The following is a 20,019-nucleotide window of genomic DNA, read 5'->3' on the forward strand; positions in this document are numbered from 1 at the left end:
AGAAAGCAGGTAATGATACGATGACATTTTCGACTTCTCTTCAACGCACAGTAGCGCCTTTTCGCGCAGATCAAGTAGGCAGTCTATTACGCACAGATAAGATCAAGCAAGCTCGTCTGGACTTGACTAACGGTACACTGGATGCAGAACAACTACGCATGATAGAAAATGAAGAAATTCGCCGCATTGTTGCCAAACAAGAAGAAATCGGTCTATTGTCGATAACAGATGGGGAATTCCGCCGGGCTTGGTGGCACTTTGACTTTCTAGAACGTTTGGATGGTGTAGAAGGCTATGATACCGAAGGTGGTATTCAATTCCACAATACAACGACCAAAGCACATGGTGTCAAAGTCACAGGCAAAATCGACTTTACTACTCACTCGCATCTAGAAGATTACAAATTTCTTCATAGTGTCGTAAGTACAGGTCATACTGCCAAAATGACGATTCCAAGTCCAAATATGTTGTTATTCCGCGGACAAATTCAGACCGATCTGTATCGTGATCCTGAAGTGTTACTACATGATCTAGCTGAAGCATACAAAAAAGCGATTCGTGCTTTTTACGATGCAGGTTGTCGGTATCTGCAATTGGATGATACGTCCTGGGCTGCATTCTTTTCAGAAGAAGCCAAAGCCAAATTACGCAGTGATGGCAAAGACCCTGATCAAATGCTGGCTGATGCCGCTAAATTAATCAACCAATCAGTAGCTGATCGCCCGGCGGATATGACGATTACGATGCATATTTGCCGCGGTAACTTCCGCTCGACATGGGCAGCATCCGGTGGTTATGATGGTGCCGCCGAAACGATTTTGGATGGACTGGATCTGGATGGATTATTTATGGAATACGATGATGAGCGTTCAGGATCATTCGATGCGTTGCGCTTTGTGAAGCGTCCGAACTTACAGATTGTTCTTGGTCTGGTCACTTCTAAATATGGTGAATTAGAAAATCCTGATGATATCAAGCGCCGGATTGATGCTGCCTCCAAATTCGTTAATTTAGATCAATTGTGCTTGAGTCCACAATGCGGATTTGCTTCAACTGAAGAAGGTAATTTGCTGACAGAAGAGCAACAATGGGATAAGTTACGTCATGTCATCCATATTGCTCAGGATGTATGGAAATAAATATAGTGTAGTGTATTAAATATTGGAGTGAATCATTATGGAATGTCGGGTTGGCTGTGCCGCCTGTTGTATAGCAATCTCTATCTCTTCCCCAATCCCCGGTATGCCGGAAGGCAAGCCTGCTGGAGTTCCTTGTCCACAATTGACCGCAGAACGTCGTTGCGGATTGTTCGGTCGACCAGAACGTCCAGATGTCTGTGGAGGGTTACCGGCTTCATTGGAAATGTGTGGTACAACCAATGAAGAAGCTTTTGCTTATCTAGAAGCATTAGAGCAAGCTACTGCTCCAACAAAGCGTTCTCATTAACAACGCTAATATGTTTACGTTAAGACGGAATAGAGTCCCTTTCATTGATTAAGAGTATAAAGACATCTTTTATAGATGGATTTGCTCTTACGATATGAAAGGGATTTGTTTATGCTATTTTCTAAGATTAATCTTCAAAAAACGCGAGTTGAATTAACTGCTTGGCTCGATTCAACTTGTTGGCATCTAATTGTTGTAACATCGCAAAAATTTCATTTTTTTCCTCTAACTCTTGTGAATACTCTACTTCGTTAAAAGGTAAAGGAGATGATTCATTTTGCTGTGGCTCATCCTTCTCCTGTTTTATCTCCACCCAAGATGTTGCCATCACTTCTTGCATCAATGTCAAAAGAAAACGCATTTGTTCCATTTCATATTGAGAAAGAAAATTTCGTACATTTTGATTGATATGTTGATGTAGTTGTTGATGTAATGTAAATACTTTTTTACCGGAAGAGGTTAAGCGAAAAAGAACTTCTTTTTTATTGTAAGGTAACGGTTCAACAAGAATCATATCGATTTCTGCTAACCGACGTGTAATCTTAGATACTGTGCCTCTAGGAATATTGTATCGTTTGGAAATTGTTATACCATTGGTAGGCTCTAACTCCCCGATCGCATCCAACACATGAAGCATCTGTACTGTTGCGACTTTGAGAAATTCGGCTACATGTTCATCAGAAGTCTGCATCATCATCCATTTTTTTTCTTCATCTTCACCTTCAGCTTGAAATCGTTTCTGAATTGCAGCGATATGATCTATGATTTCAGTAATAAGTAACTTTTGTTCCATCTCATGATTCATGATAGCCCTCTCACTTTCATTTACTTTGGAATATCTTATATTTTTTGATCTTTGTACGTGATTATGATCTTTCTTTTTTTAGTATACCAATCGATTTTATAAATTGATATATTCCAAGAAACATTATTGACAAAAAGAAACAATAAAGATATATTGTATCCTATAAACAATTTAGTTTCTTAGAAACAAAATAAGAAAGGTGTTATTTATATGAATATTATGATTGTGTTCGATCATCCTTATGGAAGTGGTGCTTCTGAAAATATTCCTCATCAACGTAGCTACTCTGCTGCTTTACTTGCCGCTGTTACACGAGGTTTGCATGCAGGAGGACATACAGTAGATTTGGTAGATCTACATGAAGATGGCTTTAATCCTATCATGTCAGCTGCTGATCTAACCTCTTGGCGCAAAAAAGAAAGTATTGACCCTCTAATCGCTGATTATCAACAACGTCTTATGCTTGCAGATCATCTGATCTTTATTTTTCCTATCTGGTGGGAAGGCATGCCTGCTCTTATGAAAGGATTTCTCGATAAAGTATTTGCTAAAGAAATCGTATATAGCGAACCTACCCCTGGACGTCCATTCAAGTGCTTACTCCCTCATTTAAAAGGCGTCTCTTTACTCACTGTTATGGCTACTCCAACCTATATGTATCGCTGGCTGTTCGGCAATCCGATTACAAAGATGGTATTTCGCGGTACTTTTCGTAAAATGGGGATTCATTCTTTAAAGTGGTATAACTACTCGGGGATGGAAAAAAGAACACTTGCACAACGTCAAGCCCGCCTAGAAAAAACAGAAAAGTTATTTGCCCATCGCTTCTAAATAAGTAAATCCACCGAAGCATCTACATTTGTATTGTCCAAACAATTATATTACTTCTATTTATGTAAATAAATTTCTTTTACTATATAGAAAAGTTAAAATTTAAAATATTATTATGCATTTATTGCTATTTTATCTGTTTTTCCGAGCAATTACCCTTAATTTCAACATTTAAATGTCCGATAATATAGGAGTATGATGACTATAAAAATGAGATTAAAGGGTGATTGACACATGAGTATGCTTGATTCTTTTTTACTATTTGTGCCGTACATTGGAAAAATTTTGAGAGAAAGAGCCACAGTATGTTTGTACGACAAGACACATATGCTTTACTATGAACAGTTAGATGGTATCGATCTTGGTTTCAAAACAGGTGATGTTCTTCCAGCCGGATTCGATAATTTCTCTTCCCTCCCCGACAAAGTCAATCCTTCTATTAGTCATTATCCCAAAGAAATGTTCGGTGTGCCGTTAGAAGGAATCAACGTTCCTATCTATGATGGTAATACACTATTTGCTGTACTTTCTGTTAATTATGATAAGAGTACAAAAGAAAACCTGGATTCTGTGTTACAAGAAAATGTATCTGCTGCTGATGGTCTTGTTGATATGGTGCAACATGTTGCCGCTCATGCACAGCAACTACAAGCAACGAGCGAACAAATTTTGCAAAACAGTAAAATAACGGTTGAGAAATCAGGCAAAATTAATGAAGTCGCTACATTGATCAAAGACATCTCTGAACAAACGAATTTGCTAGGTCTAAATGCCGCTATTGAAGCTGCTCGTGTAGGTGAATTGGGTGCAGGATTTGGTGTGGTTGCAACTGAAGTTCGTAAATTGTCAGTGAATGCCAAACAAGCGACTGGAGATATCGAAACGGCTCTTCGTGATGTACAACAATCGATTCGCCATATGGAAAATGAAATTGCTCAAATTACAGCCTCTTCTCAAGAACAATCTTCTCTTGTTGGTTCATTTACAGACGTCATTGAACGCTTGCAATCCGCAAGTACAGAAATGAAATCAATTACCAACAATCTATACCGCTACAGCGTCCCTCTTAACAAATAATCTCAGCCTATCTACTTCCCTTATCACACTAGAGCCTATCCTGAATAAAAAGCTCTAATGTATGTTAGAGTTTTTTATTTTTACAATTTGTTATCTTCTATACCACATTAACTCAAAAGATTAGTCTTTATTATAAGGCTCTTCTGTCCGATAGTAATACATATAGATACTATCAAAAATTGAGTAAGAAAAGGATGATTAGAACTATGCCAGTAATGCAAGCACTTTTAACCGCTTTGCCATACATCGGAAAACTTTTGCGCGAGCGCGCTACCATTTGCTTATATGATCATGAAAAGATCCTCTATTATGAACAATTTGGAGGTATTGATCTAGGATTTGTAGCAGACGGTCCTTTAGCTCCTGGCTTTGAAAACTTTGCTGGAATTGCGGATAAAGTGAATCCATCCATTACTCCTTTTCCTAAAGAAATGTTTGGTGTTTCTCTTGAAGGAATCAATGTGCCGATCCATGAAAATGGTCAAATCGTAGGTGTTATGACGATTAGCTATGATCAAAGAACACAAGAAGATCTTCAAGGTGTTATGACAGAAAACGTATCTGTATCTGAAAATCTTGTAGATATGGTTCAACATATTGCGGCTCATGCACAGCAACTACAAGCAACCAGCGAGCAAATTTTGCAAAACACGAAAACAACAGTTGAAAAATCAAGTAAAATCAATGAAGTAGCGATCCTAATCAAAGATATCTCTGAACAGACCAATTTGCTTGGTCTTAATGCTGCGATTGAAGCTGCTCGTGTAGGAGAATTAGGCGCAGGATTCGGTGTAGTTGCGACTGAAGTTCGTAAATTGTCTGTTAACTCCAAAAAAGCTACAGGCGATATTGAAACAGCACTTCGTGATGTACAAGAATCAATCCGTCAAATGGAAAATGAGATCACTCAAATTACCACTTCTTCTCAAGAACAAGCGACACTTGTCGGTTCATTTACAGAAGTAATCGACCGTCTTCAAGCTACAGGCGAAGCGATGAAAGATATCACTAAAAATATCTACTACTATAACAGTCAACCTAATAAATAAGCAGATTCATTTTTCTATATTCCAAAAAGCTCTACAACCACACTCAGTGATTGTAGAGCTTTTTTTCAATAGATAACCATATCACTCTTAGCCGCTCTCTTCTTGCACCATTACGAGACTTCGTGCTGTACGATTACGACCTGCATATTTGGCTTCATATAATGCCCGATCGCTATGTTGATATAACATACTAAGCTGCGTCTCTTTGGTAGCAGATACTGTGACCACTCCTACACTAATCGTATACGACAACGGCAAAGCATGAAACCGATGATGCTCAATCGTAGAGCGTAGTTGTTCAGCGATTTGACTGGATCGTTGTTCATCCGTATCAGGTAGTAGAATAGCAAATTCGTCACCACCATATCTTCCAAATATCGCTTGTTCCTCTAACTGCTCTGTCACAAGTATCGCCATATCACGCAATACCCGATCGCCAATATGATGACCGTATGTATCGTTGATCGCTTTATAATGATCGATATCAAATAAGAGGTACGATACGGATTGCTGCTTTTTGGCTAATTCATAGATACAATTTTTACTTTCGATCATGAATGTCCGCCGATTCAATATACCTGTCAGATCGTCATAGCTGGCAATACGCAGTAGATCGACATCTGCTTGCTCTTTGGATAACAGCACAAAACCGGTATTTCCCAAAATCATAATCAAATACAGCGACAGAAACGTAAACGTCTGATACATTCCTGTTGTAAATAATCCAACAACAGCGCCAAAATACATAGCAAACACAGCTCTAAACCATAGACTAATCACAACAATACTATACAAATAACCCATTAAATGCTGAAGTGAAGATGCTTGTCGATCTGAGATCATACGGTAGGCGGGATAAAGGATAAACAAAGAGGTGGCGATAGAAGCATAAATAATACGAGTCGTTTCTGTTACACCTGAAAAGTAAATTGATACAAAACCAATAATTGTTATCGTAGTATAGCCCATATACAGATTGCGAATTTGTTTAGAAAAAGCTTTTTGCAACACTAGAAACGAAGCTGTCTCCAAAGCGGCACCGATAAATAAAAAAGAATTAGCAACTGCAATCGAGAAAAAATCAGGAGCAGTATTGCGAAAAATCAACATAAACCATGCGATAGCCTGTACCCATTTGGAAAGGTAAAACATGTTAACAGCACGATCTTTCATATAATTCTGACGATATGCACGGATCAAGATGACAGTAAAAATGTGTCCAAATACAAGTGAAATGAACACTGTTTTCATATCCAGATTGAAATCCATCTGTTTTATTCACACACCTTAACCAATGAAATGTAATTACCTATCAGTATAACAAGTTTTGAGCGACGTAAATAGTCAAATAATTCCCCAAATTGAAATAAATAAACAGTAGTATGACAGGTATTTCTCTAATTAATATGTAACTAATAATATTTCTTTTCTATCTGCGTCTTTTCAGGTACAATGCTTGAGGTATGTCTGACGACAGTGAGGGATACCTAACAATTATTGGAGGCTAAATTCCTTATGCAAACTTCTTCGCAAACTCATGTTAAGATCATCAATGCTGATCCTAGCGCACTCGGCCTGTTCGGCCTAGCTATTGTTACTCTGGTAGCTTCTTCTCAAAAGCTAGGTCTAACGACAGGACTCAGCTATGCTATTCCCTGGGCGATCTTTCTGGGCGCTTGCGCTCAATTATTCGCTTGTATTCAAGATTCCAAGCGAAACAATACATTTGGTACGACGGCATTTGGAGCATTTGCTTTCTTCTGGTTCGCGATGGCAGGCAACTGGATGATCAAAATGGGCGTATTCGGCACTGCTCTAGCCAATGATGTAGATGGTAAGCAACTAGGCTTTGCTTTTGCCGGTTATCTTGTTTTTGTACTCTTTATGACGATCGGTGCCATGGAGACACACAAAGTATTATTTATTATTTTCTGCTTGATCGATCTGTTATTCCTCGGACTCACCTTTGATGCGTTTGGTGTGGCTCCTCATATTTTCCATACACTTGCTGCTTATGCAGAGATGGGTATTGGCATTATGTCTTTATACGGTACAGGCGCATTGGTATTGAATACTCATTTTGGCAAAACATTTTTACCTATTGGTAAGCCATTTGGTATTTTCAAAGACCATAACTAAGTATTGTTCTCTATAACCAAGCACCCATTAAGCACCAATCAACACATGCGATTATTCTATTGCATGTGTTTTTTTATATCTATAAGTGTGAGACTTTATCTGCGAGAAGATACAATAACTATGCGCCTACTTTATAAATATAAATTTTGGTACGGTGAATATCCACACATTGTACAATCTTTTCAGGTGTCCAATCGGGCAATGCAAAATAGACACTAATAATATATGTATACGCTACAGCACGTTCACGCAAAATCGTACTCAATTGCTTCATAGCTCCCGGAAACAAATAACACACAATAATATTTGCTTCTTCATAAGGGTATTGATACATATCTCCACGAATAAATGTAAGTGGCACTTTCTCAAACTTGGCCCACCATTTAGAAATCCAAAAAGGCACTACCGAATTTTCGATACCGATCACATGATAATTCGGGATATGTTTGGCTAAAAATATCGCTAATGTTCCCCAGCCTGAACCCGTTTCTACAATAGTTTTTTGACGTGCTTGGTATTCCATATGTTGTTGGATAATCGAATATTGTTGCGCAGGATCATCTGTTTCTAATTTGAAAAGCGGATGATCTAATTCTTGTACTTTAGACAAACGCAACACTTCTTCAGCTACTTTACTTCGCAACAATAATGATGCTGGTAATGGGGAGATGCCATTACGCCAGCTATAATACACAATCGACAATACAGCCAGTAGTGCAATAACAAGCAATACCGTCGATATAATCAATGATCCTGTATCCATACACTTCCCACCTTTTTTGTAACATGTAGTCTATTCATGATACAATTCTAAGCCAATAAATTCCAGTTGCTTCTCTACTATTCAATAAATACATAAAAGACCGCTCCTCCTGTATCGAAGAGCGGTCTTTTATTATCGTCTTTTGGACTAAACACCTTATTATCCTTTGATCGATCCACCCAATAGACCACGTACAAAGTACTTCTGTAATGCAAAGAATACAGCAAGTGGTGTTAGCATAGAGACAAATGCCGCTGCTGTTAACAGATGCCAGTCACTACCACGCGAACCAACCATATTCGCAATATTCATTGACAATACCTGTACTTCCGGTTGAGAACCGAGGAAGATAAGTGATACCAGATAATCGTTCCATACCCATAAGAACTGGAAGATACTAATCGAAGCCAGTGCAGGTACAGATAATGGAAGAATTAATTTAGAGAAGATGGTAAAGTTTGTTGCTCCATCCATATAAGCCGATTCGAACAGATCACGAGGAAGCTGACTGATCGAATTGTACATAAAGTACGTAATTAGCGGCAGACCAAATGCCGTATGTGCTAACCATATACCGAAGTACGTTCCATTGAGTCCAAGTGCTGTATAATCTCGCAAAATCGGAATCAAAGCCACTTGTAAAGGTACAACCAGTAGTGCAATCACGATTACAAAAAAGACGCGTCGTCCTTTGAACTTGAGCCATGCAAAAGCATATGCGGCAAAAGAAGCAATAAAGATTGGGATGACTGTCGATGGAATAACAACAGCGATCGTATTCCAGAACGATCTTCCCATCCCGCTACCTTGCTCAGTTTTGACGGTGCCATCAGGTTGCGTGATTTTGTACTGTTTACCGCCTAGCACTGTTTCATAGTTCAGCGTTGTAAAATCAAGTGTGAATCCACTCCATTTTTTATCCTGAACATCTACAGTACGTGAACGGCGATTTTCCCAGACCAGACGTTTATCACCTTGCATTACACCTGATTTGAGCTGATCATCGCTAAATGTCTGTCCATTAACGGTGATCGGCTGACGAAGATCAGTATCTTTGGGAAGTTTCACTTGTTCTTCAGTTGCCCACTGGCGATGAGGGAATACAGTCCACCAACCGGTCTGCAAAATATCTGCTGCCGGACGCACTGATGAGATCAACAGCCCCAGTGTAGGAATAAACCAGATAATACAGATAATCGCTAGAATCGTATTAACCAACCAATTCGCTTTGCGTTTGGGTGCTTTATTTTTTCGTTTAGCCATCAGAAGCTTCCCTCCTTCTGAAGCTGGCGCAGATTCAGGATAATAACCGGAATAACTGCAATCAGCAACACAATCGCAAGCGTCGAACCGTAGCCTGCATTTTGATACATAAATAATTGACGGTAGAATTCAGTTGCAACTACTTCTGTTCCGTACTGTCCACCGGTCATAATCATAACAACATCGAATATTTTCAGTGTAAATACGATAATCGTTGTGGTAACTGCAAGTACTGTACTAGAGATCACAGGCAACATAATTTTGAAAAAGATACGTACTTCACCTGCGCCATCCATCCGCGCGGCTTCCAACATATCTTCCGGTATACCTTTGATCGAAGCGGAAAAGATAACCATAGCAAACCCGGTCTGCATCCAGACCAATATGACAATCAAGAAGAGGTTATTCCAGGGTTGCACCATACTGAGCCAGCCCTGCGGCTGGAGTCCTAACTGCACCATAATAGCGTTAAGTAAACCGATCTGGTCATCGCCTGGTTGGTAGTAATAGATGAATTTCCAGATAACCCCTGCGGCTACGAACGAAATCGCCATCGGCATAAACACAATCGCTTTGGCAAGACGTTCAAAGCTACTGCGGTCAGCCAGTACAGCGACTAACATCCCTAAAATAACGCACGCTAAGGTTCCGAATACCACCCACAGCAAGTTATTTCGTAGCGCTGTTAACAATAGTCTGTCCGTAAAAACAGCTCCAAAGTTAGCTAGCCCTACAAATCGGGTCGAATCGGCATTGAAAAAACTAAGATATAATGTACGTAATGTTGGTAAAAACAGCAACCAGCCTAGCAATAATACAGCCGGCCCTACAAATACATAAGGAATGACGCGTTCTTTCCATTTATCCGAATATTGCTCAACTACCCAGTTCAATGAAAAATAAATAGAATAGATCCCAAATATTCCCCAGATCACAGCAAGCAAAGCATTCAAGACCGGTGGAAGATCCGAGCTTCTAAAAAATAAAAAGATCGAGAAATGCAAGCCTACGTTTAAAGCAGGAACAAGTATTGATAACAAAATCAACTTTAACATAGACCCTTGATTGGCTCGCACGTACATCGGCTTTCCCCCTTAATCAAGCCAAAATCGGACCGATAGCATCGGCCCGTTCTGACTCATGTCAATGTATACCTGCTATCTACATGCATAGTATCTATCGTGCGATACTATTGTTTTTTGAAGCCTGATTGAATCTCAGCCATCGCTTCATCTAGATTAGCTGTACCACTCACATAATCCGTCATACCTTTCCAGAACGTTCCTGCGCCTACAGCACTTGGCATCAAGTCAGAACCGTCAAAGCGGATTGTTTTAGCTTCTTGTACAAACTGAGACATACGACGTTCTTGATCATTAGCGAACCAATCATCAGGAGTACCGTTCATTGGAGGTGTTACACCACCGGATTGAATCCAGCTTTGTAGAGATTCTGCTGTTGTAAAGAACTCCATGACTGCACGTACTTCTGGACGATCATTGAACATCGCATAGATATCACCAGAGATCATCGCAGGTGTACCATATTGCTCATCGATCGATGGGAACGGGAACCAGTCATACTCGTCTGCTGTTACGCCTTCAGGAATAAAGGATACGATAAATCCAGCTTGACGGTTTAACCATGCTTTTGGAGGATCTGTAAACAACGGTTGGATGGAATCCCCGAAGTTGGTTGTTACGATTGAACTACGTCCACCGTATACATAATCTTTGTTGAACCAGATATCAGACATTTTTTTAACTGCATTTTTAACAATAGGATCTGTAAATGGCAAGTCGCCTTTTACCCATTTGTCATAGTTTTCAGGAGTAGTTGTACGAAGCATAATATCTTCGATCCAGTCTGTTGCAGGCCAGCCTGTTGCTGTACCACTTTCAATACCAATACTCCAAGCAGGATCGCCATCTTTAGCGATTTGCTCTGTTAATGCCATCATTTCATCCCAAGTTTTAGGTACTTCATAACCAGCATCTGCGAATGCTTTTTTGTTGTACCATACTAAGCTTTTCACACTACTACGTGCCCATACGCCGGCAGTAATTTCTTTGCCGCCTTCACCTTTCATCTTCGCCATATCTAGCCAGCTATCTTTGTATTGCTCTTTCAGATAGTTAGCATCCATAAAGCTAGATACATCAACCACTTTACCAGAGTTAGCGAATCCTTCTAACAATCCTGGTTGTGGGAAGTCAGCGATATCCGGTGCATTACCACCGTTAACACGTACATTGATAGTAGCTTCAAATTCTTTGGAACCTTCATAAGCAATATCAATACCGGTTTGATCTTCGAATGCTTTGATACTTGCATTGAATTTCTGCTCATCCGCGTCTACGAATGGACCGTACATCGTTACTTTGGTTCCTTTATATTCACCTTTTAAGGCTTTTTCTAATTCAGATCCAGCTGGAACTTTCGCTGTCTTGATCATATCTGTACCTGTTGTTGTCGTTGCTGTTGTATCTGTTCCGGTTGCAGCGGGTTCTGTTGATGCTGTATTACTTGTTGTTCCTCCACATGCACTCATGACGACTGAAAATAGCAAAACCATCATCAGTGACATTGTGCTGCTTTTTTTCAACTTACGCTTCATGTACTCAGCCCCTTTTTTTTAATTACACCTTGAATCAAGAACAACAAAAGAACATAAATAACATAATTAGATATTTTTTACTTCTTACCCATTTTCTTATGTAATGAGCAAAAAGTAAATAGGAATTTGATAACGCTATCAAAAAATCTTCAAACTCCTGTTATACAGTAGAAAAATAGCATTTACAAAAGATAGGGATTACATCTATACATGTACTCACAACACTCTTTGCAAACGCTTGCATTCATCTGCAACCTCATTTTAGGACATGATTGACTCATAAGCAAGAGTTATTTTCATCGATGAAAATAATTTAAATTTACCCTTATCTGTGCTATATATCGCCATTAATCATTAATAGATATGTAATGGATAAAAATGGTAAAACCATGATCTTAATAAATGTTCAGAAATTGTTCAGTCTGATTCGATATAGTAAAACAAGATTCACAGATTTAAAAAGCAAAGGGGATATTTATAGCATGAAAAAATGGATGATTTTATGCTTAGCTGTATTGATTGCATTGCCGGGGACAGCAACGACAAATGTTTTTGCTGAGGACAATACAACCAATACAACAACTAGCAACGAATCAAGTTCGGTTACCAATGACACTTACTCTTCTGGCACTCCTGTCACTCATGTCGAAAGTACAAATACTGGTGTTTCTTCAAATCAAACAAACAGTAAACCTGTGATTACGTTGATTGGAGATGCACAGATTCAAATTAAAGTAGGTAGTACCTTTTCTGATCCAGGTGTAACCGTACAAGACGATGTATACCCTGATCTCAAAACAGCTAATATCACTTACGAGTACAACGGTTCTCCTGTAACTAAAGTGGATACGAGTTTAGAAGGTATATTCAAGATTCACTACAATGTAACTAATGGTGATAATGTAGCCGCTGATGAGGTTATCCGCACAGTTCTTGTTACAAGTTCTAAACAATATATCGATTTATCAAGCGTTAATCTTTCTAACGCTTATGGTATGGCATATTACGGAGATAACGTTTACGTTGCTCAACGCGGAGTTGGAATATCTCGTGTAGATCTTTACACAGGTAAAGTAACTTCGATTGTAAAAGCTGCTCGTTCTTTTATGGGAGTTGCTTTAAATTCTTCTGGGGACTTATTTTATACTATTGATAGTGACTCACATATTTATAAAGTATCTCACAAAGATATGCTTGAATTACCATTGAGTAATACAGCCTTCAATGAGAGTAGTACTGTATTCTTTTCTGACAAATATAATTATATTTATGGTTTAGCTATTGATGCTAAAGATAACGTATATTTCTCTGATTATTCAACAAAAGCTATTTTAAAAATTCCAGCAGGTACAAACAGTGCTCAAGTTGTGATTGAGAATTTTACTACTTCCTTCACGAGCTTTTCTTTTGATTTGTACGGAAACCTTTATACTGCTGGGGATAATGAAAAAGTATATCGGATTTCTTCAAAAGATTTGACTACCACTCCTTTACAATCCAGTAGTCTAGTTAATTTAAATCCAAACTCTTATGTAAGTGCATATGGAATTGTTTTCCTTTCGAATGGCGATTCTTACATTGGTAGTGGTGGATCTATGCAAAAATCACCTTTACAACCTACTGCGCCAACCATTGAACTTCTTGGTAGTTCTCAAATGACATTAAATGTAGGCGATACTTTTGTAGAGCCTGGTGTAGTAGTTGCAGATAATGCCTATCCTAACTTAGTAGCAACTGTAAACTATACTTTAAATGATACTCCTGTTTCTAGTATAGATACTAACATTGCGGGTACGTATACTATTTACTACAATGTCACTAACCCTTCAAACCTTTCTGCTGAGCAAGTGACTCGCACTGTTGTTGTCAACAAAATTAGCGGTTATTTCGATCTTACTAACACGAATATTCAAAGTCCATATGGTATGGCTTATCACAATGGATATGTATATGTATCCTCCTACCAAAAAGGGATTGATCGTGTATCGGTAACTACAGGTGTAGTAGAGCATGTCGTTCAATCACCAGATTATTTTTTAGGCGTTGCTTTAAATAAAGCAGGCGATCTATTCTATACTGTCTATGGAAAATCAATTGTTTACAAAATATCAGCAAAATACCTTAAAGATGCTCCATTAGATTCAGAAGCACTTACCGAAGTATCAGAGGCTTTCGATTCATATAGTGGTGGTATTATTTATGGGTTAGCTATTGATAACAATGACAATATGTACATTGGAAAAAACATCTACAATTACAATTTTGACAGTAACCTTATCAAAGTAAATCTGACAACAAAAGCAAGACAAAATGTAATCATAAATAATAATACAAATAATAGTAATTATTATAATACTGGTGTTTTAGGAATTACTACAGATGCCAAAGGAAATTTACTTTATAGCTCTAACAGATTTTTAGGGTTGGGCAGTACAGGACTTAAAAAGATAAGTTATGATCATTTGCAGAACTTACCTGTAGATAATTCACTTATCGAATTTTACGAAAGTGATGTTTATTCTGCATATGGACTGGTTATTCTACCGGATGGTAAAGGATATTATAGTAATGGTGGTTTTATTCAACCGTTCAAAAAAGTTGCTCCTCCTGTTATCACATTGAATGGTGATTACTCTGTACGACTAACTCAAGGTGATGCTTATGTCGATGCAGGCGTTGCAGTTACAGATTCTGTCGATAGCAATCTACAACCAACTGTCACTTATACGTTAAATGGTGAGCCTGTAAATGCTATTGATACCTCTGTTGTAGGTGAATACATTGTTCATTACAATGTACAAAATAGCTCTGGTTTGAGTGCACAAGAAGTGACTCGTTATGTATCAGTGAAAGCTATTCCGACTGACCTTACACAAGTTGAACTTAATCGTCCATTCGAACTCGCTTACTTCAATGGTGATGTATATTATGCTGATTATGATCGTGGACTTTACAAAGTTTCTACCAAAACATTAAAAGTGACTCACCTTTCTAAAGGCGATGATATCGTTGCTGTAACATTAAACAAAGCTGGAGACCTATATTACTCCAAATCTGGTGATAATCGTGTATGGGTGCTAGATCATAAGTATCTGCAAGACAGTGAATTACTGCCTTATACAACTTCAGATTTAGAAGAATATAGCACTCTTTATTACACTGCGCCTAGTCAAGTGTTTAATCCATCCAGTGAACCTATTAATCTCATTTCTACTCAAGGTATGAAAAATGCTACATCTATTACTGGACTTGCTTTAGATCAACAAGATCGTTTGTATATTGCTACTACTACAAATGATTATTTTAGCGAAACATCGACTTCTAATATTGTTCGTCTATCTGGTGCCAATCTGAATCCTGAATTGGTTGCATCTTATCCAACAGTGATTCGTGGTATTACGATTAGCCAATTTGGTAATTTATATGTAAATGTGGGATATGCCTACTTGTACAAAGCAAAAGCTTCTTTACTTCAAAATCTTCCTGTTGCAACACAGAATTTTGAAATGATGGGTGAAACAAACTTTGCTTATGGTGTTGCATTCTTACCAGACCATACAGGGTATGTAAGTTCTGCAAAATCAGGTACATTGACTAAACTAGACTTCTTGGATGAAGCAGAAGTGATTCCAGTAACTGGCATTACTTTAGACAAAGCAACATTAGATTTCAAGAAAAAAGGCGCTGCTCAAACATTAAAAGCAACTGTTACTCCTGATAATGCTACAGATTCCACTGTATTATGGATCAGCAGTAATCCAAGTGTAGCTACAGTTACCGATGGAGTAGTTACTCCAATAGGTAAAGGTACAGCAGTTATTAGCGCTTACTCTGTAACTCAAAAAGAAATTTTTGCAAGTGCAACTGTAACAGTCAAAGAATCCGATGATAAAACATCTTCTTCAGGTGGTTCACAAAAGATCACACTTGATGTAGATGATGGTAAAGGCAAAACAACGATTCCTGCTACAGCAGTGGTCAACCGTACAACTCAAGCTAATGGTCAAAAACAAGATCAGATCACATTCTCAACTGATAAAGTGATCGAAGCGATTACGAAGCTAAAAGATGCTGCTCAACAAACGGTTCGTCTAGTTGTTCCAGATGCTAGCGATGAAGTATCTCAAACTGATATCACTTTACCGTTAACAGCAGCGAAAGATTTGAAAAATGCAGCAATGAATTTAGAAATTAGCACTAACGATGCGAAATTGTCTGTTGCTTCTACTTCTTTGAACAATATTACAAACGATCTTTATTTCCACTTTGTACCACTCAAAACAGTAGAACAACAAAATGCAGTGGCAAATCGTGCAAAACAAGAACAGATCGTAAAGCAAGCTCTAGGCAATGGTGATATCTCTGTAGTGGGTCGTCCAATGACGATTGAAACAAATTTGCAAAATCAACCGGTTCAATTGGTAATGCCGATCGACAACAGTGCGATTCCACAAGATGCAACAGCCAAACAACAATGGTTAAATCAATTGCGTATCTTTATCGAGCATAGTGATGGTGATCGTGAATTGGTTCAACCAAGCGTAGTGGATTATGGTAATGGTCAGACAGGTCTACAATTTACAGTTAACAAATTTAGTACATTTACGATTGTAGATATGCAGAACCTGGCATCTGCTCCAACGAATAATTCAACAACAGATAATAACAATGTCAATACAGATACAACGGCTGGTGTAGTCAAACCTGCTTATATCCAGGGTTACCCGGATCAAACATTCCGTCCAAACAACAGCATTACTCGTGCGGAGATGGCTTCCCTATTGTATCGTTTACAAGCAACTGCACCAAAAGCATCTGCTAGTGGTAATGGAAGTTATTCTGATGTATCCGCTACGTTCTGGGCACATCAAGCCATTGCTTCAATGCAATCCACTGGACTGATGAAAGGTCTAACAAACGGTAAGTTCGCTCCAGCTCAACCGATCACTCGTGCAGAGATGGCTGCTATTGTAAGCCGCTGGCAAGGTCTTAGCGGTACAGGAAGCTCCTTTGCGAATGATATCAACGGACACTGGGCAGCAAACGATATCAAGCGTGTAACAACGGCTGGATTGATGCAAGGTGTATCACCTTCTAGCTTCCAACCAGATCAACCGTTAACTCGTGCTCAAGCCGTAACGATTTTGAACAAAATTTTAGAAAAAACAGCTAACTTAACAGCTGGCAACAAAGCATGGAAAGATGTTCCTGCTAGTCACTGGGCTTATGCAGATATCATGAAAGCTTCTAACTCCTACACTTTGAAATAAGTAGCGATTAAGAAGACAAGTGAGCATTGTATCATTCAAAGGGCAACCTCCTATTCGTAGGAAGTTGCCCTTTTTGATTTGTCTTACGAATTGTATTGCGAGTCGTCTTGTGAATGATCATTTTAATAATAGTAGAACATTATTAATTTTTTAAACTCACATTGCAATTTAGCGATTTTTTTCATCTAGTTTTATATTCATTTTCTAGTGCCCTATTACTCGTTTGCCATAAAAGAATTTATTCCAATCTCCATCGCTATGACGTAACGCTAGATAAATATACAGCGACGTGGAGAAGTTACCCAGACAGATACATAACAAGATCCACAGAAGCAATTTCCAACCCAATTCTTTGCGAAAAATCATCCAAGAAATAAATAAAATCATCCCCACATAAAAATCGACCAGCACCAATCGACCCCATAACAATGACAACAACATTTGCCCTTCTACCAACACATCCCCAAATACAGCCCCATACACATTGCTACAAATCATCACAATAAATAAAACCAAACTCAACACCTTAGCCGTTTTCATTGATGCTCTTCTCCTACCTTCCCTCACGTACATATTCATTCCCTACACTGACCCAATCCTATAGAACATATCTGATAACCATCTTCTTGCCATCTATTTTCTTCCAATTCTATTCATCGAACTACCCTATACATCCTCTTACTCCACACCATTTATAACCACATTAACTCCTATTATCCACTCTTTCCCTTCCTGCCCCTCCCCCTTCAAGAAGAGGAATCATTCACACTTGTTTTAAATTACCCACCCCCATGCCTCCTTGCGCAGAGCGGAAGAAAATAATTTATTCTGAAAGTCGCCTTTGAAGTCCAATCCCGACTGCTTGCCAGTCATTCAAGGGATTAGACTTCACCAGCGATGGCAAGAACAAATTATTTTCTGGAGCGTATTCCCACCAAGCATAAAATTCCAAATTCAAAACCCAATTATTCCGATATTTTAACTCCACATGATATTCTGTTAAAATAGAAGAGAATCAAGTAAAGAGATCAAAGGAGCTGAATGAATCATGACTGAAAAACAACAATTAGGTAAAAGTGATCTATGGGTAAATCCAATCGGACTGGGTACGAATGCGGTTGGTGGACATAATATTTATCCTAATTTGGATGAAGAAGTCGGTAAAGAAATGATCCGCACTGCACTAGCAGAAGGAATTGATTTTCTAGATACTGCATTCATTTATGGACCTAAGCGCTCTGAAGAATTGATTGGTGAAGTGCTTCAAGAAACAGGTAAGCGTAAAGACGTTATTATCGCTACCAAAGGTGCTCATAAATTTACAGATAGCGGCGAAGTGGTGATTGATAACTCACCTGAATTTCTACGTGCAAGTGTAGAAGAAAGTCTGCAACGACTACAAACCGATTATATCGATTTATTTTATATTCATTTCCCTGATGAACATACACCGAAAGATCAAGCTGTAGCCGAGCTGAAAAAGTTGAAAGACGAAGGTAAAATTCGGGCGATCGGTGTATCTAACTTCTCGTTAGAACAGTTAAAAGAAGCGAACAAAAACGGCGATGTTGATGTTCTTCAATCTCATTACAATCTGTTCCATCGAGATGCTGAACAAGATCTATTACCGTATACCGCTGAAAATGGAATTACATTTATTCCTTATTTCCCGCTTGCTTCAGGATTACTAGGTGGTAAATATACCAAAGACACCAAGTTCGATGATATTCGTGCAAATAACCCACTATTTACAGGTGAAGCGTTTATCAATAATTTAGAAAAAGTAGATAAACTTCGTCCGATTGCACAAGCCAAAGGTGTCGATATTGCTCATATTGTATTAGCATGGTATCTTACACGCGATTCGATTGATGCTGTTATTCCAGGTGCGAAGCGCGCTGAGCAAGTGAAAGACAATCTCCAAACGTTACATGTACAATTAACACCACAAGAAATTGCACAGATTGATACCATTTTTAGCTAAATGATTATCTGTATTCTAAATAGCAAAGCCGAGCGTCTACATGATCTGTAGTGCTCGGCTTTTTGGTGTGGTTTCAATTTTTATAGGGTCTATTTGGAGTGATCGAGGTATGTCATAACAAAAAAAGCCGCTCTGTACAGAGCGACTTCAGGCTATATTTTATATCATTTCGATACACATCATAGGTTGATAAGTATCATATTCGCTATCGACTAGATACGCATATGATCGGCGCGCCAGTTCGTAATCGCATTTTCGATATCTGAACTAGATAGATTCTCATTGGCTGCACGTTCGGATAATGCAGGAAATTCTACATCACTTGCATAACGAAGTGCAATAATTTGAGCTTTGGATAGACGAGGGTCTAATTCTTTACCGGTTAAACGGAAATAACGGAACTGTTCTTCGATACGCACAATGCGATCTTGCGTTTTGGTCGCATAGACTCGAATTCGCGGAATCGCAAAAAATAAACAAACCATTAATATTAACAGTAACCATGATAGCAATACATGCTCATCATAACGAATCGCTTCGACCCAATAGATCACAGTTAGCACAAACGTTACTAATAAAAGAGGCAAAGCCACAAAATGATACGGCCAATCATAACGAATCGATTTCTTCTTCGGTGGTGTTGCCATGATTACACATCCTTTTTCTACTGTAAATGTAGTTCCCATGTATTATTACACCAATCCCTGGAAATACTACCATGATCACAAAGAAAGAAAAGAGATCGACGGCTCATAGCAGAACACTTTTGCTTATA

At 38.6% G+C, this 20,019-nt stretch carries 16 protein-coding genes; 8 read left to right on the forward strand and 8 right to left on the reverse strand.

The genetic code is table 11. The features are described from left to right. Positions 1-20 precede the first annotated feature (20 nt). Positions 21-1,139, forward strand: a complete 1,119-nt coding sequence (locus QE450_RS19100) for a 5-methyltetrahydropteroyltriglutamate--homocysteine S-methyltransferase (protein ID WP_301262641.1) — start codon at positions 21-23, stop codon at positions 1,137-1,139. A gap of 37 nt (positions 1,140-1,176) precedes the next feature. Further along, entirely contained in the window at positions 1,177-1,446 is a 270-nt protein-coding gene (locus QE450_RS19105) for a YkgJ family cysteine cluster protein (RefSeq protein WP_301262640.1), read from the forward strand. A 127-nt stretch (positions 1,447-1,573) separates the two neighbouring features. On the opposite strand, the gene QE450_RS19110 is transcribed toward QE450_RS19105, so the two are convergent. Further along, the gene (locus QE450_RS19110) at positions 1,574-2,251 is read right to left on the reverse strand and encodes a winged helix DNA-binding protein (protein ID WP_307301350.1); all 678 of its coding nucleotides are present in this window, start codon (positions 2,249-2,251) and stop codon (positions 1,574-1,576) included. A gap of 210 nt (positions 2,252-2,461) precedes the next feature. Between QE450_RS19110 and QE450_RS19115 the strand changes: the two genes are divergently transcribed. The 3 genes from QE450_RS19115 to QE450_RS19125 all read left to right on the forward strand — a co-directional run bounded on the left by QE450_RS19115 (position 2,462) and on the right by QE450_RS19125 (position 5,208). Further along, the gene (locus QE450_RS19115; protein WP_307301352.1) at positions 2,462-3,082 is read left to right on the forward strand and encodes an NAD(P)H-dependent oxidoreductase; all 621 of its coding nucleotides are present in this window, start codon (positions 2,462-2,464) and stop codon (positions 3,080-3,082) included. A gap of 234 nt (positions 3,083-3,316) precedes the next feature. Then, on the forward strand, positions 3,317-4,159 hold the full coding sequence (locus QE450_RS19120) for a methyl-accepting chemotaxis protein (RefSeq protein WP_273614099.1): 843 nt from the start codon (positions 3,317-3,319) through the stop codon (positions 4,157-4,159). 206 nt (positions 4,160-4,365) lie between these two features. Then, positions 4,366-5,208, forward strand: coding sequence for a methyl-accepting chemotaxis protein (locus tag QE450_RS19125; RefSeq protein ID WP_273614100.1), 843 nt, complete (start codon positions 4,366-4,368; stop codon positions 5,206-5,208). Positions 5,209-5,295: 87 nt separating this feature from the next. Here QE450_RS19125 and QE450_RS19130 read toward each other — a convergent pair whose 3' ends face one another. Further along, entirely contained in the window at positions 5,296-6,477 is a 1,182-nt protein-coding gene (locus QE450_RS19130; protein WP_307301354.1) for a GGDEF domain-containing protein, read from the reverse strand. Positions 6,478-6,723: 246 nt separating this feature from the next. Between QE450_RS19130 and QE450_RS19135 the strand changes: the two genes are divergently transcribed. Then, positions 6,724-7,347: an acetate uptake transporter gene (locus tag QE450_RS19135; protein ID WP_204825942.1), complete on the forward strand. Its 624-nt coding sequence runs from the start codon at positions 6,724-6,726 to the stop codon at positions 7,345-7,347. 118 nt (positions 7,348-7,465) lie between these two features. On the opposite strand, the gene QE450_RS19140 is transcribed toward QE450_RS19135, so the two are convergent. From QE450_RS19140 to QE450_RS19155, 4 genes are all read right to left on the reverse strand, one after another. After that, on the reverse strand, positions 7,466-8,110 hold the full coding sequence (locus QE450_RS19140; RefSeq protein WP_274171483.1) for a class I SAM-dependent methyltransferase: 645 nt from the start codon (positions 8,108-8,110) through the stop codon (positions 7,466-7,468). Positions 8,111-8,269: 159 nt separating this feature from the next. After that, the gene (locus QE450_RS19145) at positions 8,270-9,373 is read right to left on the reverse strand and encodes a carbohydrate ABC transporter permease (RefSeq protein ID WP_273614103.1); all 1,104 of its coding nucleotides are present in this window, start codon (positions 9,371-9,373) and stop codon (positions 8,270-8,272) included. Further along, positions 9,373-10,455 carry a carbohydrate ABC transporter permease gene (locus QE450_RS19150; RefSeq protein ID WP_307301359.1) on the reverse strand — a complete coding sequence of 361 codons (1,083 nt, stop codon included), beginning with the start codon at positions 10,453-10,455 and terminating at the stop codon, positions 9,373-9,375. Before QE450_RS19150 ends, QE450_RS19145 begins: the two co-directional genes overlap by 1 nt. A gap of 107 nt (positions 10,456-10,562) precedes the next feature. Continuing rightward, entirely contained in the window at positions 10,563-11,990 is a 1,428-nt protein-coding gene (locus QE450_RS19155; protein WP_274171482.1) for an ABC transporter substrate-binding protein, read from the reverse strand. 482 nt (positions 11,991-12,472) lie between these two features. Between QE450_RS19155 and QE450_RS19160 the strand changes: the two genes are divergently transcribed. Further along, the gene (locus tag QE450_RS19160) at positions 12,473-17,260 is read left to right on the forward strand and encodes an immunoglobulin-like domain-containing protein (RefSeq protein WP_307301362.1); all 4,788 of its coding nucleotides are present in this window, start codon (positions 12,473-12,475) and stop codon (positions 17,258-17,260) included. A 204-nt stretch (positions 17,261-17,464) separates the two neighbouring features. Here the strand turns inward: QE450_RS19160 and QE450_RS19165 are convergent, their stop codons facing one another. Further along, a complete protein-coding gene (locus QE450_RS19165; protein ID WP_307301364.1) occupies positions 17,465-17,800 on the reverse strand; it encodes a DUF1475 family protein in 336 nt (111 codons plus the stop codon). A 508-nt stretch (positions 17,801-18,308) separates the two neighbouring features. On the opposite strand from QE450_RS19165, the gene QE450_RS19170 reads away from it, so the two are divergent. Then, positions 18,309-19,244: an aldo/keto reductase gene (locus tag QE450_RS19170; RefSeq protein WP_307301366.1), complete on the forward strand. Its 936-nt coding sequence runs from the start codon at positions 18,309-18,311 to the stop codon at positions 19,242-19,244. A gap of 212 nt (positions 19,245-19,456) precedes the next feature. Here QE450_RS19170 and QE450_RS19175 read toward each other — a convergent pair whose 3' ends face one another. Then, positions 19,457-19,930: a DUF6526 family protein gene (locus QE450_RS19175; RefSeq protein ID WP_307301369.1), complete on the reverse strand. Its 474-nt coding sequence runs from the start codon at positions 19,928-19,930 to the stop codon at positions 19,457-19,459. Between the last annotated feature and the right edge of the window lie 89 nt (positions 19,931-20,019).

Source organism: Paenibacillus sp. SORGH_AS_0306, assembly GCF_030819345.1.
Lineage (GTDB): Bacteria > Bacillota > Bacilli > Paenibacillales > Paenibacillaceae > Saccharibacillus > Saccharibacillus kyungheensis.

What these genes read in the sequence shown, in the direction of transcription:
- QE450_RS19100 (WP_301262641.1), top strand. Translation starts at nt 21, where the DNA reads ATGACATTTTCGACTTCTCTTCAACGCACAGTAGCGCCTTTTCGCGCA.
- QE450_RS19105 (WP_301262640.1), top strand. Translation starts at nt 1,177, where the DNA reads ATGGAATGTCGGGTTGGCTGTGCCGCCTGTTGTATAGCAATCTCTATC.
- QE450_RS19110 (WP_307301350.1), bottom strand. Translation starts at nt 2,251, where the DNA reads ATGAATCATGAGATGGAACAAAAGTTACTTATTACTGAAATCATAGAT.
- QE450_RS19115 (WP_307301352.1), top strand. Translation starts at nt 2,462, where the DNA reads ATGAATATTATGATTGTGTTCGATCATCCTTATGGAAGTGGTGCTTCT.
- QE450_RS19120 (WP_273614099.1), top strand. Translation starts at nt 3,317, where the DNA reads ATGAGTATGCTTGATTCTTTTTTACTATTTGTGCCGTACATTGGAAAA.
- QE450_RS19125 (WP_273614100.1), top strand. Translation starts at nt 4,366, where the DNA reads ATGCCAGTAATGCAAGCACTTTTAACCGCTTTGCCATACATCGGAAAA.
- QE450_RS19130 (WP_307301354.1), bottom strand. Translation starts at nt 6,477, where the DNA reads ATGGATTTCAATCTGGATATGAAAACAGTGTTCATTTCACTTGTATTT.
- QE450_RS19135 (WP_204825942.1), top strand. Translation starts at nt 6,724, where the DNA reads ATGCAAACTTCTTCGCAAACTCATGTTAAGATCATCAATGCTGATCCT.
- QE450_RS19140 (WP_274171483.1), bottom strand. Translation starts at nt 8,110, where the DNA reads ATGGATACAGGATCATTGATTATATCGACGGTATTGCTTGTTATTGCA.
- QE450_RS19145 (WP_273614103.1), bottom strand. Translation starts at nt 9,373, where the DNA reads ATGGCTAAACGAAAAAATAAAGCACCCAAACGCAAAGCGAATTGGTTG.
- QE450_RS19150 (WP_307301359.1), bottom strand. Translation starts at nt 10,455, where the DNA reads ATGTACGTGCGAGCCAATCAAGGGTCTATGTTAAAGTTGATTTTGTTA.
- QE450_RS19155 (WP_274171482.1), bottom strand. Translation starts at nt 11,990, where the DNA reads ATGAAGCGTAAGTTGAAAAAAAGCAGCACAATGTCACTGATGATGGTT.
- QE450_RS19160 (WP_307301362.1), top strand. Translation starts at nt 12,473, where the DNA reads ATGAAAAAATGGATGATTTTATGCTTAGCTGTATTGATTGCATTGCCG.
- QE450_RS19165 (WP_307301364.1), bottom strand. Translation starts at nt 17,800, where the DNA reads ATGAAAACGGCTAAGGTGTTGAGTTTGGTTTTATTTATTGTGATGATT.
- QE450_RS19170 (WP_307301366.1), top strand. Translation starts at nt 18,309, where the DNA reads ATGACTGAAAAACAACAATTAGGTAAAAGTGATCTATGGGTAAATCCA.
- QE450_RS19175 (WP_307301369.1), bottom strand. Translation starts at nt 19,930, where the DNA reads ATGGGAACTACATTTACAGTAGAAAAAGGATGTGTAATCATGGCAACA.